Origin of the sequence: Saccharibacter sp. EH611 (genome assembly GCF_009834765.1) — a bacterium.
Lineage (GTDB): Bacteria > Pseudomonadota > Alphaproteobacteria > Acetobacterales > Acetobacteraceae > Saccharibacter.
On the sequence record NZ_WVHP01000021.1, the window covers coordinates 57380 to 72949 of the forward strand.

A 15570-nucleotide genomic window follows, 5' to 3' on the forward strand; every position below is an offset into this window, starting at 1 on the left:
CATGTCGTCTTTTCCGTAGTAGAGCAAAATTGATGGCAGATATAACAGGTTTTTCCTCGCATGCTGTGGGTGGTGTTGACCTTCTGAACCTTGCTGAAAGGCGGATGGAGTGGTTGCAAAACCGCGAGACCGTTTTGGCAGGGAATGTGGCGAATGCGAACACGCCTAAATATAGTCCTAAAGATGTGTCTCCGTTCCAAGGTGTGCTTAATTCTGCTCAAGCAGTCACATTGATGCGCACGCACCCGGGGCATATGACAGGGCCGGGGGGTGGAACATACGCACATAATACGGGGCATGTATCCTCTATTGATGGCAATCGTGTCGTGCTTGAGGACGAGCTTGCTAAAATTGCGGATACGAATGATCAGCATCGTTTCGCGACGACTGTTTATGGACGCTATATGGGGATGTATAGCATGGCCCTTGGTGGTGGTTCGGGCTCATCGTCATAAAGGCAGGAGTAAGAGAGATGGACTTTTCTGATACGATAGGTGTCTCGGCTGCGGGAATGCGTGTGCAGTCCGACCGTCTGAGGGTCGCGGCTGAGAACTTGGCGAACGCGGAGACAACCGGTTCTTCCCCAGGGGCAGACCCTTACCGTCGTAAAACGATCACGTTTCGCGATGAGCTTGATCGTGCTAGCGGGGCATCCTCGGTAAGAGTGCGAGAGATTGGGCGTGATCAGTCTGATTTTCAGCTTAAATATGATCCTTCTCATCCTGCTGCGAATGAGAAGGGCTATGTTAAAATGCCCAATGTGGATCCGTTAATGGAAATTATGGATTCACATGATGCCCAGCATTCTTATGAGGCAAACCTTAATACCATGCAGATTACGCGTTCAATGCTGACGCGGACGGTCAATTTGATGAAGGGTTGATCATCATACGATTTGTGTCGTGGGGAGTAAAACGCTATCGCTCGGCGGAGTGTGCCATTTATGTAAGGACTCTTGAGCGTCCGATTTGGGGAATAGTTTAAAGCGTGAGCATCGCGAGTCTTTCTTTAAGTAAAATCATGAATATTTCATCAGTTTTGATGACGGTTTTGCTCGCGTTGAATTTGCACTCGTTGGCAGCTCGGCTGAGTGATCATTCCACGGTAGCGTCTACCTCTGCTTTGATTGCGCAGAGCACACCTGCTGTGAGCCGAGGGCAGGCCCATATCGTTGAGGTGTCTCGGGAAACGAGAGCCGAGATTAATAAGATGCTTGGTTGGAAAGCCGTTAAGGGGCTTTCTGACGATGAAAATTCTAAAAAAGATGCTGAGAAAGACGATGCTCAGCAAGATACAGAACAAAATAATATGTCCCATGTGATCGGAGAAGACACGACACCGAGTGATCCCCGTGTTTTGTCCGCGGAAAAAGAGCTGACGGCCGATCTGGCAGAACGTCAGGAGCAAGATAAGGCTAAGATAAGTCAGGCAGACCAACAGAGAAAAGCTCTGGAGAAAGAACGCTCTGAGCTCGATCAACAAATTCAAGAATTGTCTCATAGTGCATCGGAACTTTCAGCTCATGAAGAGTCGAAGCGTAAAGCGGCTGAGTTTGAAATGGATCGTCTCGCACGTGTTTATGAGCAGATGCCTCCTCGTGATGCGGCGGCTGTTTTTGATATCTTAGATATGCGTGTGATGGTGCCTGTTGCGCAGCGAATGATCCCACGTAAAGTCTCAGCTATTATCGGAGGGATGTCTCCTGATAGAGCAAATATTTTATCACAATATTTGGCAGGTATGCGCAAATTAGCGCCAGAGCCACCTCATTAAATAGGACTGCTTTGCTCTTGTTTTTAAATAGGAGTAAAAGAAAGAAAGTTAGTATTCCATAAATAATACCTATTGAATTGTCTTCATATCATTTTAAAAAGATTCATATGCTGTTTTGAAGGGCATTTTTTGCATTATATTCCTTGGACTCAAGGTATTTATTGATTATCCTTGTATCTAGTATCTATCAGCTCAGCTAGACGTTTCAGCGGGCGTGGTCTGCGGACGATATTCGATGAAGGGATTATGGCATTACGATGTTTAAATGGTTATATTTAAATGCGCCTTTCCGTGTGCAAATTAGAGCAGCCATGCTGATGGTTGAAGTCTATTTAGCCATTCAAATCATTATTGAGGCAGCAGGCTTTTTCCTTCATGAATCTATTGTTCACATGTTTATCCTAAACATGGGGGCATTAATGTTTGGGGAAGTGCTTATTTTCCTCGTATGGGTTGGTTTGACAAGGGTCATGACCCGGCCGATGGAAGAGCTTACGGCTATGGGCGAAGGGCTCAGTAAGGGCGAAACACCAGATGTTACCCCTTATCTTAACCGCACCAATTGTGTTGGACGCATTGGTAAAGTGTTGACGTCGTTTGCTGTCAGTTTGGAAGAGCAAAAAGCGGCGGAGAAAGCTCATGCGGAAGCAACAGAGCATGCTCTACAGTCCAGTAAAGTTATCGAGGAACGTGAAGCCAATACGCAAGCTGTTATTAAAGAGCTGAACGGTGCACTTCAGAAAGTTGCGCAGGGTGACCTTTCTGTCCGCATTAATAGTGCGCTCTTTAATGGCGAGTTTGTGCCATTGCGCGAAGCGTTTAATCACTCAATAGCTGGATTAGGGTCTGCGCTTGCTGTGGTCGCGGAAAGCTCCAATATGATTGCCAACGGGGCGAGTGAAATTTCCACAGCGTCTGATGATTTAGCGAAGCGTACAGAACGCCAGGCTGCAAGCCTTGGTCAGGTGGCTGCCTCTATTAAGTCTATTACGTCTGGGTTTAATGAGACTGCCGTCAATTGCTCAGAGGCCAGTGGCGATACAAAAAATACGTTAGAGAAGGTTAAAACAGCAACGGAGGGAATGGGGCAGACAACGGCAGCCATGAACTCCATTAAAACATCCTCGGATGATATTGTGCAGATTACACGCTCCGTGAGCGATATTGCCTTTAAAACCAATGTATTGGCACTGAATGCAAGTGTTGAGGCAGCGCGTGCTGGGGAAGCTGGTCGTGGTTTTGCTGTTGTCGCGAAGGAAGTTCAGTCTTTGGCGGAGCAGTCAGCTAAAGCGGCTGAGATGATTCGTAGCGTTTTGGAAGTGGCGACGACCCATGTCCAAAGTGGTGTGGATTATGTGGCGAAAACCAGTGCATTGCTTCACGATGTTGAGGTGGGGACGGAGGCTCTTGCAGAGCGTGTGGAACGTGTCTCCTCAGCAACGGATGACCAAGCGCGTAGCCTCAGTGAGGTGTCGGACTCTGTTGGTGTTATGGATGGTATGACCCAGCAAAATGCTGCAATGGTAGAAGAATCCACAGCGGCAAGTCATAACTTGACGACACAAACGGTGAAACTGCGCCAAACGCTTTCAACCTTTAATATTGGCTCCGAGCAGCCACGTCAGCTTCAACGCTCTTATGCGCCAGAGCCACAAAGTGATTTCCGAAAGAACGGAACATTTCTTGACCACGTCTCTTCTCGTTCCTCTCATGATTCTGTTCAACAAGATGGTCGTTTTCTTCCGACAAAATCTTCTGATGAAGATGGATGGGATAACTTCTGATGGCTGAGGAAACAGAGATACCCTCTAAGGCGATTAAGCTACCTGCGCGGTTGGACACCAATATGGCTCCTGATGTGAGGAGCCTCTTGCTTGGTGCATCCGGTGACGGCGAGGCAGAGCTTAGGCTTGATGCGTCGGAGGTGGAGTATATTGGCGGGTTATGCTTGCAGCTTATTTTATCCAGTCATGCGCGTATCACGTCATGTTCTGAGAAGGCTTCTGAAGCTTTAGCCCTTTTTGGCGTGCGTTCTCAGCTTGTTGAGGGCTCTAATTCAGAGGAGGTCTAACCCTAATGTCAGAGAAAAAAACGGTACGTGTTCTGACGGTTGACGATTCCAAAACGATGTTGGGTGTGCTGCGCAAAGCGCTGGTTGATGCTGGTTATGATGTTTTACAAGGTGGTGATGGGATTGAGGGGCTGGAAGTTTTGGAAACAGCCGATCCGTCACCCGATGTCATTATTAGTGATATTAATATGCCGCGTATGGATGGGTTCCAGTTTATTGAAGCCGTCCGTGCGACAGAGCGCTTCCGTCATCTTCCAATCATTTGCCTGACGACTGAAACAGATCAGGAGAAAAAGACTAAGGCGCGTTCTTTAGGGGCGACAGGATGGATCACAAAACCCTTTAATGCGGAGAAGCTCGTTTGGGCTATTCGCCGGGTCACGGCATAGGGGGTAACGGGCGATATGAGCGACGAGATGGACGATATCCTCAAAATCTTTTTTGAGGAATGTGACGAGCTCCTGCCCGAGCTTGAGCGCGGGCTGGGTGAGCTTTCTGATGACGATGCCAGTAAGGAAACGATTAATGCGATTTTCCGGGTTGCGCATTCGATCAAAGGAGGGGCTGCGTCGTTTGGTCTGGAGCGTTTAGTCCGTTTTGCGCATACGTATGAAAGCGCCCTCGATTGCTTGCGTTCCGAGACGGTGGTGCCGAATGACGAGATTGTTCGTATCTTCTTTTCAGCAATGGACGTTTTAAGCGACCTTGTCGCTGAAGCGAAAGGTACGGGTGATACCGTCGATGATGAGCGCATTGACGATAATATTAAAAAGCTGAAGTCCATTATTGAGATGGGCAATGGGCCGGAGGAACCAGCTTCGTCGGAAACTTCTCCTGTGCCGGAGAACTTCGAGCCCGTTGCGTTTGATTTTGGCGGATTTGATTTCGACGAGCCAGAGGAGAATGCTGAGGGTGGTGATTTCTCCGTTCAGTTTACACCGCATAGTGACCTCTATGTGCGTGGGGATGATGCGCGGAATCTGTTGCTTGGGCTAAAAGAGCTCGTTCCAGAGGAGCATCAGGATGGCTTCCATGTCGTGTGCGATCAGGAAAAGTTACCAGCATCATTGAACGAGCTTCCCGCTGAAGAAGCGCTCTTGTCGTGGACAGTCACGGTTCCGCAGGCCGATGGGCAGGTGACTGAAGAGCAGATTCGTGAAGTTTTCGATTGGGTTGATGATGTGTGCGACCTAACGATTACGACGACAGGGGGGAATGGCCCCGATGGAGGGGGAGATGGCTCTCTTCCACCGTTGGAGGAAGAGCCTGCGTCTGAGGAAGAGCCGCCGCCGGCCCAACCTCAGAAGGAGACGGTTGCTCCAACGCCTGCGCCAAAGGTGGCGCCTAAGGAAGAGAAAAAAACCGCAAAGCATGTAAAAAAGGCTGAACAAAGCCCCTCTATCCGTGTCGATCTTAATCGAATTTCGATGCTGATGGATATGGTGGGTGAGATGGTTATCGGCCAAGCATCCTTGGAGTCCGTTTTGGAAAAAAGCGGTGCGTTAGACAATCAGGAGCTTTTAAAAAGCCTCTCCGTGATGCGTTCACTGACGCGCGATATTCAGGATGCTGTGATGGCCGTGCGGGCGCAGCCTGTTCGTAGTGTGTTTCAACGCATGCACAGGGTTGTGCGTGAGGCTAGCAACTTGGCGAAAAAAGATATTGCGCTGGTCTTGGAAGGAGAAGAGACGGAGATCGATCGTACCTTGATCGAGAATTTGACCGATCCTCTTACCCATATGCTGCGCAATGCAGTGGATCATGGCGTTGAAAGCCCTGAAAAACGGCGTGAAGCGGGGAAATCTGAGCAAGGCACGATATGGCTATCCGCGTATCATCGTTCTGGGCGTATTCTCATTGATATTAAAGATGATGGCGGTGGGATTAATCGGGAGCGGGTTTTTCAGATTGCGGTGCAAAAAGGCATCGTGGCTCCTGACGCTCAATTGACTGAAGATGAAGTAAATGAGCTGATTTTTGCACCGGGCTTTTCGACGGCGGAGAAAGTGTCAGACCTTTCAGGTCGTGGTGTTGGCATGGATGTGGTGAAACAGGCTATTCAAAATCTTGGAGGGCACGTTTCCATTAAAAGTACGCCAGGGGAAGGAACACTCTTTAGCCTGAGCTTGCCGCTGACGTTGGCTGTGCTGGATGGGATGCTGATTGAATGTCGCGGTTCAACCATGGTGGTGCCGGTGACGTCCGTTGTGGAGCTGATGACCGTGAAGGTGCCGCAGGAGATTCATGTTATTCCAGATGGCACCCGTGTGATCTTGGTGAGGGGGCGTTGTATTCCCCTGATCTATCTTGCTGATGCGCTGACGCTACCGTGGATTGAGCAAAAAGAGAAATCAGCAGCCAAACGTACCGAGCAAGAGGATCAGCTCATTGTTTTGATCGTAGAAAACGAAGCGGGGGCACGTGCTGCTTTGGTTGTGGATGGTATCCGTGACCAAGCACAGGTAGTGATTAAAAGTATTGAGAAGAATTATCGTCGGATTGAAGGGATTTCGGCAGCAACCATTTTGGGTGATGGAAGTGTTTCGCTGATTTTAGACATATCGACGTTGATTGCCGCAACGACAAAGCGTGTTGACACACGAGCGATGGAGCAGCTTGTCAGAAATGCTGCATAATAGTGCGTGAAGGCAATAAGGAAGGATAAATTCGTGGACGAAAAGCAGCCAGTTCAGCCCGACACAGATGGCACTGCAGGTCATAAAGAACAGATGATTATCTTTGTGATAGGTGATCAGGAATATTGCATTCCTATTTTGAGCATTAAAGAGATCAGAGAATATGAAAAGCCTACATATTTGCCACATTGCTTGCCTTATGTAGAGGGAGCTATCAATATCCGTGGGAATATTGTGACTGTGGTGAATTTGGCAAAATATCTTGATGTGCCTGCCCAAACGGATAATGAACGCCGGGTCGTGATTGTTATTGAGTCGGACGAACAGACAACATGCGGCCTCCTCGTCGATGGTGTCGTGGGCATTACTGACATTCTTTTGAGTGATGTTCAGCCGATTTCCGTAGAAGGTGGCGCGGCGGAACTGAGCGGTTTGGTAACTGTTGGGGAGCGTGTCATCCGCATTTTGCAGCTTGATTCGGTCATTTCTCAGCTTTTAGGGCAGGAAGCAGCCGGGACGGCAACGACCCCGACAGCCCTGTCGTGAGGGAAGTCTGATGTCGTTTCCAGATGCAGCGGGTGATTTTTCTTATTCGGAGCATGACTTCCAGCGTGTGCAAACTATTGCTTTGCGAGAAGCAGGTATTAGCTTGCCTGTTTCTAAGCGGAGCCTTGTGTTCTCTCGCGTGTCACGTCGTATTCGGGCAACAGGGAAGGAGTCTTTTGGCACCTATCTTGATTATGTAAGCTCGCCTGATGGTATGGAAGAAATGCAGGAGCTTATCTGCGTTCTAACAACGAATGTGACGCAGTTCTTTCGTGAGAAAAGCCATTTTGAACATCTGGAAGACCATGTTGCTCCGCACATGAGTCGAACGCTTCGTTCTGGAGGGCGTTGTCGTATGTGGTCGGCAGCATGCTCTACGGGGCAAGAGGCGTGGAGCATGGCGATGTCGGTTGTTGATAAAATATCCGATGCCCCGTGGTTGGATATGAAGATCCTCGCCACAGATATTAACCATTCGGTGGTTAACTTTGGCCAAGCAGGTCAGTATCTTGCTGAAGAAGTGCAGACAGTGCCAGATCATATGCGGCGTAAATTTATGGAGCCGAATGGTGTTGGTGGTTTCCGCATGACGGGAGAAATTAGGCGTTTGCCGGTTTTTAAGCCGTTAAACCTAAATCGTGTATGGCCTTTTCATGGATCATTTGACGTGATTTTCTGTCGGAATGTTGTCATTTATTTTGACGATGAAACACGCAATGCGCTGTGGAAAAGGCTTGCAGGCCGGCTCGTCCCAGGTGGCTTTCTGTATGTTGGTCATTCTGAACGTGTTGAGAACATGCGCGACTGTGGTCTTGAGGCGGTCGCTCCCACGATTTACATCAAAAGGGCTTAAGTGATGCAGAAGCGTGTTAGGGTACTCATTGTTGATGATTCAAAAACAGCGCGAGAACTCATCAAGCGCTCCTTGCTGAAATATCCCGATCTTGAAGTGATTGGTGAGGCTGCTAATCCTATTGAGGCGCGTGATATCATTGTGCAAGATCAGCCCGATGTCATTACCTTGGATGTGGAAATGCCGGGTATGAACGGGTTGCAGTTTCTTGAAAAGATTATGCGCCTGCGTCCTATTCCCGTCGTGATGGTTTCTAGTCTGACAGCTCAGGGGGCTAATGTGGCGATTAAGGCGCTGCAAATGGGTGCCTTTGAGTGTTTTCCGAAAAAAACGTCTGGCGGTGCGGGGGAGGCGTTTGCTGGATTAGGACGTATTTTGCTGGAGGCGGCTTCTTCTCATCCGGGGCATCGCGGTGGGGGTATAAAAACACGCAAACCTGCCGATGATAGGCCTCATGCTCATGTCACGGGTGTTTGGAAAACGCTCTTTGATGTCATAGCCATTGGCTCTTCTACCGGTGGCGTGGAGGCCGTGGAGGAAGTGCTCAAAGGCTTCCCTGCAGGGAGCCCCCCTGTCGTTATTTGCCAGCATATGCCACCCCTTTTTACGGCGAGTTTTGCGTCACGGCTGGATAGTCTCATCCCTCATTTATCCATAGCAGAAGCGCATGATCGGGAAGTATTGGCGCCGGGGATGGTGCGGATTGCGCCAGGCGGTGAGCGCCATGTGACGGTAGAAGGTGGGCCGCAGTTTGTGATGACGCGTCTTGTGGCCGCTCCTCCTGTGGGAGGACACTGTCCTTCTGTTGATGTGTTGTTCTCTTCAGTAGCCCGTCATGTGGGAAGAAATGCCTTGGGGATTATCCTGACAGGGATGGGCCGAGATGGTGCCCAGGGGCTTTTGGAGATGAGGGAGCATGGAGCACAGACTATTGCACAAGACCGTGCATCTTCTGTGGTTTATGGTATGCCGCGTGTCGCAACAGAAATTGGAGCGGCGGGGCGTACTGCTCCATTAAAAGAGATCGCGAGGGTGGCTATGCATCTTTAAAAAATCATCCCGTGCAATGTGCTCTTGGTTGTTTTAACACGCTGAGACACATGTTTGCCTCAACTTTTATGTATCATTACCGTCTAGAAAGCAGAAAGGTGACACTATGCCATCCGCTTCACAAATTCGCGCTCTTATTGTGGATGACCAACAATCTATTCGCCAAGTTCTTGCAAGCCATATGGCCTCGCTTGGTTTCCAAGGTGTTGCGCAGCGTAAAGATGGGAAAGAAGCCCTAGAGTATTTAGAGGCCAATCCAACGCATCTCATTATTTCTGATTTCAACATGCCGGAGATGGACGGGCTGGCACTTCTGAAGGCTGTGCGTGCGAACCCTAAAACGAAAAAATCGGCTTTCATTATCCTAACAGGCGAGGCTAATGCCGGGTTGGTGCAGGAAGCTGTGGCCGCAGGGGTGAATAATTTCCTTGCGAAGCCCTATACGGTTGCCAAACTTAAGGAAGCTCTAGAGAAGGTGTTTGGGCCTATTCGGTGATTGCTGGGCTTAATATCGTCACGATTGTCCAAGGGGATGTCGTTGTTTCAGATGATCCAGCGGTCGTCTTTGGCACACTTCTTGGCTCCTGTGTTTCGGTGTGTTTGTACGATACCTATGCGGCTGTCGGGGGGATGAACCATTTCCTCATCCCGGGCGGAGCATATGGTCATAGTCACAACGAGTCTGCATATCTTTATGGGGCAAACGCGATGGATTGCCTTATTGAGAAAGTGCTGCAGGCAGGAGGACGACGCGGTAATTTAGTGTGTAAAGCGTTTGGTGGGGCGGCTCTTCATTCTAAATTCGGTGATATTGGGCAAGAGAATGTACGCTTTCTTTTGAGTTATCTTCAGAAGAAGAATATTGAGTGCGTCTCCTACAGTTTTGGCGGACAACATGCGCGTCGTATTCGCTTTTGGCCGACAACAGGGAAAGTGTTGCAAGCCACAGCACCCGTTCGGAAATTGCCGCAAGGGTTGGAATATTGAAGGGGATGAGAAATGCCAAAGACCACAGTGCATAGTTCGACATTGCTCGCACGTTTGGCTGATATTGCGCATGATGCGCGTATTCACCTTCAGGAAAGCCAGCGCGTTGTCTCGGAGACGGTTCAGACAGGGACTGTCACGGGTAAGCAGTTAGAACAGCTTCAAACTTTGGATGCGGCCACGCAAGAGGTTGAAGCGGTTGAAACGGTTCTAGAGGCTGTTTCTGCACAGCTTGCAGAGGGGAATGATCCAGTCTGGTTACTGAAAGGCCTCATTAAGGATGTCAGGTTGAGTCATGTTGTGGATCATCTCAAGGGAGTGATGGCAACAGACCCAGCTGATAAAGGGGATGAGGTAACGTTCTTCTAACCATGAGAGAGAAGCCTTTTGCGTTATAAAAGGGTAGAGGCAAACATGATGAGACGTCTAAACGTGGGACGCGTGTTTTTACTATGTTTAGCGGTCAGCATGGTCTCTCAGGCCCATGCGCAAGACCGGCGGCAGGTTGGGGAGCCTCATTATCCTCAGCATATTTGTGCGACGGTCACGCCGGCTGATCAGGCAAGGCTTCAATCTGTCATTGACCATTGTCCCGCTGGGCAGGCTGTCCATTTTGCAAAGGGGCGCTATGTAAGCGACCCGTTGACTGTTTCGACAGGGGTCTTTCTATGGTTGGATCGTGGGGCTATCCTTAATGCGACGACCAACCCACTGGCGTATGATCGTGGCACTGGAATGTGCGGCATGTTGGATCATGACGGCAAAAGCTGCCGGCCTTTTCTGACGTTTGACCACACAGATGGGGGCGGCCTTGTCGGGGAAGGTCGCATTGATGGTCAAGGCGGCCAGCTTATTGATGGGCAGCCTGTTTCGTGGTGGCAGATAGCGCGTCAGGCGCAGCAAGTTGGGTCAAAGCAGAATAACCCACGTCTTATTGTGCTTGATCATGCACGTAATGTCACATTCTACCATATTACGTTACAAAATGCGGCCAATTTCCATGTTATGGCGGATCACGTGCGTGGAGCAACCTTTTGGGGGGTCGTGATTGATGCTCCAGCTGACGCACGGAATACAGATGGGATTGATCCTGCCTCAGCAGAGGATGTGACGATTGCGCATAGCTTCATCCGCACAGGAGACGATAATGTGGCTATCAAAGCTGGGGCGAATGGTGGAGGCAGCCATTATATCTCTTTGACGGATAACCATTTTTATTGGGGACATGGCCTGTCGATAGGCAGTGAAACAGCAGGCGGTGTGCAGCATATTTTAGTGAAGAATCTGGCATTAGACGGCACAACTTCGGGATTGCGGATAAAGAGTGATACAACCCGAGGAGGTGAGGTACAGAACGTGACGTACGAAAATATATGTCTTCGTTCTAATCGCTGGCCGATCTTTTTTGACACGCACTATGAGGGGCGTGATGGGGGAAATTTGATTCCCGTTTATCGGAATATCGCTTTAGATCATCTCAGAGGTTCTGGCGGAGAGGCCGTGTTTAATGGTTATGACGCAAAGCACATGATGAGCGTTTTTTTAAGAGATGCTGTCGTGACTGGCGTTTCTTTAAAGCAAAATTACGCAACGCTCACCCCGGTTGTTTCAGCGAGTGGGGAGCAGACAAAGATTTTTGATTGTACGGGGGCATGGCTCCCTTTCCCTCAATAATCATTTAAAATTGTCCTAATGGTGTGGGGGAGGGTTGCTGTATTGTTTCGAATAAACAATAGTTGTTTTTTCTCGATCCGCCGCTGTGAGGGTACCACCATGCGTCTAAAACGATGGCTTCTTCTTGCTGGGGTTGCATCAATGGGAGCTCTTTCCTTTGGTGCAGCTCACGCTGCCTCTGCCAATCCCTTTTTCCAGCCTAGCCCCTATCCCTATCAGGCGCCTGCTTTTGATCGGATTAAGGAAAGCGATTATCAGCCGGCCTTTGAACGTGGAATGGCGGATCACCTTCATGAGGTCAATGCGATCGCGAGGAGCAAGGAGGCGCCGAGCTTTGAGAATACGATTGTTGCGCTTGAAAAGTCAGGGCGTTTGTTAGACCGCGTGACGGAAACATTCTTTGGGGTGTATCAGGCCAATAGTACTCCTGTGTTGGATCGTGTGCAGAGCCGGGAAGCACCACGTCTTGCCCAGCATCAAGATGAGATTAACCTTAATGCGCGTCTTTTTGCGCGGATTAAGGCACTGTATGACCAACGAGCCACTCTTGGGCTGAATGCGGAGCAATCTCAGCTTTTAGAGGTTTATTACCAGCAATTCGTGCATGCGGGGGCTTTGCTGTCTCCTGCGAAGAAGACACGGTTACGGGCGATTAATAAACGTGAGGCCGAGCTTGAATCCGCCTATCAGCAGCGCCTCGTAGCGGCGGCGCGTGATGGTGCGCTTGTGGTGGATCAGAGAGAGGCACTTGCTGGGCTAGATGACGCAACGATAAAGAACGCTCAGAAGGCAGCTTCAGACCGCCATCATCCCGGGAAGTTTTTGCTGAGTTTGCAAAACACGGTGCAACAGCCCGAGCTTGAGGCTCTACAGTCCCGCACGACGCGGCAGGCTTTGTTTGAGGCGAGCTGGACGCGGGCTGAACGAGGGGACGCTCATGATACACGGGCAATTATTGCGGAGCTAGCGCAGTTGAGAGCGGAGAAGGCGGCTTTATTTGGCTATCCGAACTATGCGGCCTACGTGCTGTATGACCAAATGGCCAAAACACCCGAGGCGGCGACGGGGTTTATGCAGCAGCTTGTTTCGGCTTTAGCAAAAGCTCAAAAACGTGAAGCCTCGCTTTTACAGAAGGCGATGGAGCACGATAAGCAAACAGGCACGCTCCAGCCATGGGATTGGCCGTATTATGCTGCACAGGTTAAACGTGAGAAATTTGCGTTTAATCAAGATGAGCTAAAGCCCTATTTTGAGCTTAATCATGTCCTCACTGATGGTGTTTTCTATGCAGCGGAACAGCTCTATGGGCTGCATTTTAAGCAACGCCATGACATCCCAACCTATCATCCCGATGTGATGGTTTATGAGGTATTTGACCACGATAATAGCCCGCTGGGCTTGATGTATTTTGATTATTTTAAGCGTGACACGAAGTCAGGTGGTGCGTGGATGTCCAATTTCGTTGGGCAATCTCATCTGCTTGGCACGAAGCCCGTGATTTATAATGTGGCAAATTTTGCCAAAGCGTCTGCAGGTCAACCACAGCTGATTACCTCAGATGATGTGGTGACGATGTTCCATGAATTTGGGCATGCATTGCATGGGCTGTTTGCTAACCAGACTTATCCGACGCTATCAGGCACCAATGTTGCGCGTGATTTTGTGGAATTCCCGTCCCAGTTTAATGAGAATTGGGCTTTTGAGCCAAAAGTGCTCGCTCATTATGCGCGGCATTATCAAACGGGCCAGCCGATCCCAGAGGCTTTAGTGGCAAAGATGAAGAAAGCGGCACATTTCGACCAGTCTTATGCGCTGGGCGAGATTGTCACCGCAGCAACGCTTGATCTGCGTTGGCATGGGCTGTCTGCCATTGCACCACGCCAGAAGGTGGACATGTTTGAAGCGCAGGAGCTTGGGTCGATGGGGTTGGATGTAGCCCAGGTACCGCCACGGTACCGATCCAGCACGTTCCTTCATATTTGGTCTAATGGGTATGCGGCGGGCTATTATGCATATCTCTGGACAGAAATGCTTGATCAGGATGCTTTTGCGTGGTTCAGCGCACATGGTGGACTCACGCGGGCCAATGGGCAGCGTTTTCGTGACTTGATTCTCTCGCAAGGTCATACGCAGGATTACGGTACAATGTTCCGGGCCTTTTATGGTCAAAACCCTGATATTGAGCCCATGTTGCGCCATCGTGGGCTCATGGAAGGCATGACACCCTAACGGAATAGGTTGACGGGAGCTGCCAGAGGCGTGACAGTGGCGCTCCCGTAACAGGGAAAAGAAGGAATATGTGTATGTCTAATTCTCTCACCGTAATTGCAGAGTTTGAAACGACGGCTGAGACGTTCCAGTCATTTTTAGATGTTTGCCATTCTGATGCAGAACGTTCCGTTACCGATGAGCCGGGTTGCTTGGATTTTGTGATTTTGACACCGCAAGATGAGCCCAATGTCATTGTATTGTACGAGATCTATAAAGATAAGGCAGCATTTGAGGAGCATGAAAAAGCCCCCCATTTTGCAGAATTCTCAGCTGCCTTAAAACGCTTGAATATCGTTACACGTCGTGTGCGGTTACATGAACGCCAAAATGACGTAAAGGCCTCAACATTCGGGGACGTTGACTGCTAGCCCGCCAAGCGAGGTCTCTTTATAGCGGTGGTTCATGTCCCGGCCTGTTTCCGCCATCGTGCGGATGACATGATCAAGCGATACATAATGCGTGCCGTTTCCATGCATCGCGAGTGAGGTTGCGTTTACCGCTTTGACGGCACCAAAGGCGTTCCGCTCAATGCAAGGGATTTGTACGAGTCCCGCGACTGGGTCGCATGTCATTCCCAAATGATGTTCCATGGCGATTTCAGCGGCATTCTCAATATGGACGGCTTCTCCGCCTAGTGCGGCGGTAAGGCCACCTGCGGCCATAGAAGAGGCAACGCCTACTTCCCCTTGGCAGCCGACTTCAGCACCAGAAATGGATGCGTTAAGCTTAAAAAGACCGCCGATAGCGGCGGCGGTGAGAAGAAACGTTCGACGTGTATTGCGCGAGTTTTCTGGACAGAAATCGTGAAGGTAGCGCAGCACAGCGGGGATAACGCCTGCGGCGCCATTTGTGGGAGCGGTAACCACACGCCCTCCCGCAGCGTTTTCTTCATTCACCGCCATAGCAAAAAGGCTAATCCAGCTCATAACGCGATGAGGTGAAGGCTGGTTATTGCCGCGGTCTTTTTCAAGTTTGTGATAAAGCTCGGCAGCACGTCTCTTAACATTAAGACGGCCGGGGAGAGGGGCCGTATGGTGTAGTCCATCTTCAACGCAGCTCATCATGACGTGGTCAATACGGTCTAAGTAAGCGTTCACCTCATGTTGTGGGCGAAGAGCGCATTCATTGGCCATGACGATCTCAGCGATGGTCATGTTGTTCTCGCGGACATGATGGAGAAGCTCTTGGCTACTCTGGAACTCAAACGGCCCATCAGGAAGGGTATAGGAGGTTGTTTGAGCGGTTTCTTCGGAGGTAATGAACCCGCCTCCAACGGAGCAATAACGTTGCTTGAAAAGACTAGTGTCGTTGCTGTCGAACGCTTCAAATTGCAGTGTATTGGGGTGGATGGGAGGCGTGACAGAGGTATCAAGAATGAGGTCTGTTTCAAGGTTAAAGGCGATAGAGTGATGGGGAAGAGTTAATTGATTTTCTTTCGTAACCGTTTTGATGATCTGCTGAGCGGCATGAGGATCTACTGTCTCAGGGGTTTCTCCTGTTAAGCCAAGCAATACAGCACGGCTAGTGCCGTGCCCGTCGGCTGTAAGGGCGAGAGAGCCATAGAGTGTGATGACAAGGCGAGCAACGGGAAAATTTGGTGGAAGTTCTTCAGCAAAACGATGAGCGGCCCTCATCGGGCCGACTGTATGGGAAGAGGAAGGGCCAATACCAATCTTAAAGAGATCGAATAGGCTAATCATGAGAAGCAG

General features: G+C 49.9%; 17 protein-coding genes. 16 read left to right on the top strand and 1 reads right to left on the bottom strand.

Annotated features, from left to right (window positions below; translation table 11 throughout):
- The first annotated feature begins 32 nt into the window (after window positions 1-32).
- From GS535_RS05590 to GS535_RS05665, 16 genes are all read left to right on the top strand, one after another.
- Window positions 33-455: a flagellar biosynthesis protein FlgB gene (locus GS535_RS05590; protein WP_160791157.1), complete on the top strand. Its 423-nt coding sequence runs from the start codon at window positions 33-35 to the stop codon at window positions 453-455.
- A 17-nt stretch (window positions 456-472) separates the two neighbouring features.
- Window positions 473-883, top strand: a complete 411-nt coding sequence (gene flgC, locus GS535_RS05595) for a flagellar basal body rod protein FlgC (protein WP_160791158.1) — start codon at window positions 473-475, stop codon at window positions 881-883.
- Window positions 884-1020: 137 nt separating this feature from the next.
- Window positions 1021-1773, top strand: a complete 753-nt coding sequence (locus tag GS535_RS05600) for a MotE family protein (protein ID WP_160791159.1) — start codon at window positions 1021-1023, stop codon at window positions 1771-1773.
- Between the two features lie 257 nt (window positions 1774-2030).
- Window positions 2031-3557 (top strand): methyl-accepting chemotaxis protein, encoded by a 1527-nt coding sequence (locus tag GS535_RS05605; RefSeq protein WP_160791160.1) that lies wholly within the window; start codon window positions 2031-2033, stop codon window positions 3555-3557.
- A complete protein-coding gene (locus GS535_RS05610; RefSeq protein ID WP_160791161.1) occupies window positions 3557-3844 on the top strand; it encodes an STAS domain-containing protein in 288 nt (95 codons plus the stop codon). The genes GS535_RS05605 and GS535_RS05610 overlap by 1 nt, the downstream gene beginning before the upstream one ends.
- A 5-nt stretch (window positions 3845-3849) precedes the next feature.
- Window positions 3850-4233, top strand: coding sequence for a response regulator (locus GS535_RS05615; protein ID WP_018980958.1), 384 nt, complete (start codon window positions 3850-3852; stop codon window positions 4231-4233).
- Window positions 4234-4248: 15 nt separating this feature from the next.
- The gene (locus GS535_RS05620) at window positions 4249-6480 is read left to right on the top strand and encodes a chemotaxis protein CheA (protein ID WP_160791162.1); all 2232 of its coding nucleotides are present in this window, start codon (window positions 4249-4251) and stop codon (window positions 6478-6480) included.
- A gap of 33 nt (window positions 6481-6513) precedes the next feature.
- Window positions 6514-7026 carry a chemotaxis protein CheW gene (locus GS535_RS05625; protein ID WP_160791163.1) on the top strand — a complete coding sequence of 171 codons (513 nt, stop codon included), beginning with the start codon at window positions 6514-6516 and terminating at the stop codon, window positions 7024-7026.
- A gap of 10 nt (window positions 7027-7036) precedes the next feature.
- Window positions 7037-7879, top strand: coding sequence for a protein-glutamate O-methyltransferase CheR (locus GS535_RS05630; RefSeq protein ID WP_160791164.1), 843 nt, complete (start codon window positions 7037-7039; stop codon window positions 7877-7879).
- A 3-nt stretch (window positions 7880-7882) separates the two neighbouring features.
- A complete protein-coding gene (locus GS535_RS05635) occupies window positions 7883-8929 on the top strand; it encodes a chemotaxis response regulator protein-glutamate methylesterase (RefSeq protein ID WP_160791165.1) in 1047 nt (348 codons plus the stop codon).
- 106 nt (window positions 8930-9035) lie between these two features.
- Window positions 9036-9425 (top strand): response regulator, encoded by a 390-nt coding sequence (locus tag GS535_RS05640; protein ID WP_160791166.1) that lies wholly within the window; start codon window positions 9036-9038, stop codon window positions 9423-9425.
- A complete protein-coding gene (locus tag GS535_RS11140; RefSeq protein ID WP_160791167.1) occupies window positions 9422-9916 on the top strand; it encodes a chemotaxis protein CheD in 495 nt (164 codons plus the stop codon). The genes GS535_RS05640 and GS535_RS11140 overlap by 4 nt, the downstream gene beginning before the upstream one ends.
- A 12-nt stretch (window positions 9917-9928) precedes the next feature.
- Window positions 9929-10285 carry a hypothetical protein gene (locus GS535_RS05650; protein WP_160791168.1) on the top strand — a complete coding sequence of 119 codons (357 nt, stop codon included), beginning with the start codon at window positions 9929-9931 and terminating at the stop codon, window positions 10283-10285.
- A gap of 45 nt (window positions 10286-10330) precedes the next feature.
- Window positions 10331-11590: a glycoside hydrolase family 28 protein gene (locus tag GS535_RS05655; protein ID WP_160791169.1), complete on the top strand. Its 1260-nt coding sequence runs from the start codon at window positions 10331-10333 to the stop codon at window positions 11588-11590.
- A 99-nt stretch (window positions 11591-11689) separates the two neighbouring features.
- Complete coding sequence (locus GS535_RS05660) at window positions 11690-13819, top strand: M3 family metallopeptidase (RefSeq protein WP_160791170.1); 2130 nt, start codon at window positions 11690-11692, stop codon at window positions 13817-13819.
- Between the two features lie 74 nt (window positions 13820-13893).
- Entirely contained in the window at window positions 13894-14229 is a 336-nt protein-coding gene (locus GS535_RS05665; RefSeq protein WP_160791171.1) for a putative quinol monooxygenase, read from the top strand.
- Here the strand turns inward: GS535_RS05665 and GS535_RS05670 are convergent.
- Window positions 14203-15561, bottom strand: coding sequence for an L-serine ammonia-lyase (locus GS535_RS05670; protein WP_160791172.1), 1359 nt, complete (start codon window positions 15559-15561; stop codon window positions 14203-14205). The two genes, GS535_RS05665 and GS535_RS05670, sit on opposite strands and share 27 nt — an antisense overlap.
- Between the last annotated feature and the right edge of the window lie 9 nt (window positions 15562-15570).

What these genes read in the sequence shown, in the direction of transcription:
- GS535_RS05590 (WP_160791157.1), top strand. Translation starts at nt 33, where the DNA reads ATGGCAGATATAACAGGTTTTTCCTCGCATGCTGTGGGTGGTGTTGAC.
- flgC (WP_160791158.1), top strand. Translation starts at nt 473, where the DNA reads ATGGACTTTTCTGATACGATAGGTGTCTCGGCTGCGGGAATGCGTGTG.
- GS535_RS05600 (WP_160791159.1), top strand. Translation starts at nt 1,021, where the DNA reads ATGAATATTTCATCAGTTTTGATGACGGTTTTGCTCGCGTTGAATTTG.
- GS535_RS05605 (WP_160791160.1), top strand. Translation starts at nt 2,031, where the DNA reads ATGTTTAAATGGTTATATTTAAATGCGCCTTTCCGTGTGCAAATTAGA.
- GS535_RS05610 (WP_160791161.1), top strand. Translation starts at nt 3,557, where the DNA reads ATGGCTGAGGAAACAGAGATACCCTCTAAGGCGATTAAGCTACCTGCG.
- GS535_RS05615 (WP_018980958.1), top strand. Translation starts at nt 3,850, where the DNA reads ATGTCAGAGAAAAAAACGGTACGTGTTCTGACGGTTGACGATTCCAAA.
- GS535_RS05620 (WP_160791162.1), top strand. Translation starts at nt 4,249, where the DNA reads ATGAGCGACGAGATGGACGATATCCTCAAAATCTTTTTTGAGGAATGT.
- GS535_RS05630 (WP_160791164.1), top strand. Translation starts at nt 7,037, where the DNA reads ATGTCGTTTCCAGATGCAGCGGGTGATTTTTCTTATTCGGAGCATGAC.
- GS535_RS05635 (WP_160791165.1), top strand. Translation starts at nt 7,883, where the DNA reads ATGCAGAAGCGTGTTAGGGTACTCATTGTTGATGATTCAAAAACAGCG.
- GS535_RS05640 (WP_160791166.1), top strand. Translation starts at nt 9,036, where the DNA reads ATGCCATCCGCTTCACAAATTCGCGCTCTTATTGTGGATGACCAACAA.
- GS535_RS05650 (WP_160791168.1), top strand. Translation starts at nt 9,929, where the DNA reads ATGCCAAAGACCACAGTGCATAGTTCGACATTGCTCGCACGTTTGGCT.
- GS535_RS05655 (WP_160791169.1), top strand. Translation starts at nt 10,331, where the DNA reads ATGATGAGACGTCTAAACGTGGGACGCGTGTTTTTACTATGTTTAGCG.
- GS535_RS05660 (WP_160791170.1), top strand. Translation starts at nt 11,690, where the DNA reads ATGCGTCTAAAACGATGGCTTCTTCTTGCTGGGGTTGCATCAATGGGA.
- GS535_RS05665 (WP_160791171.1), top strand. Translation starts at nt 13,894, where the DNA reads ATGTCTAATTCTCTCACCGTAATTGCAGAGTTTGAAACGACGGCTGAG.
- GS535_RS05670 (WP_160791172.1), bottom strand. Translation starts at nt 15,561, where the DNA reads ATGATTAGCCTATTCGATCTCTTTAAGATTGGTATTGGCCCTTCCTCT.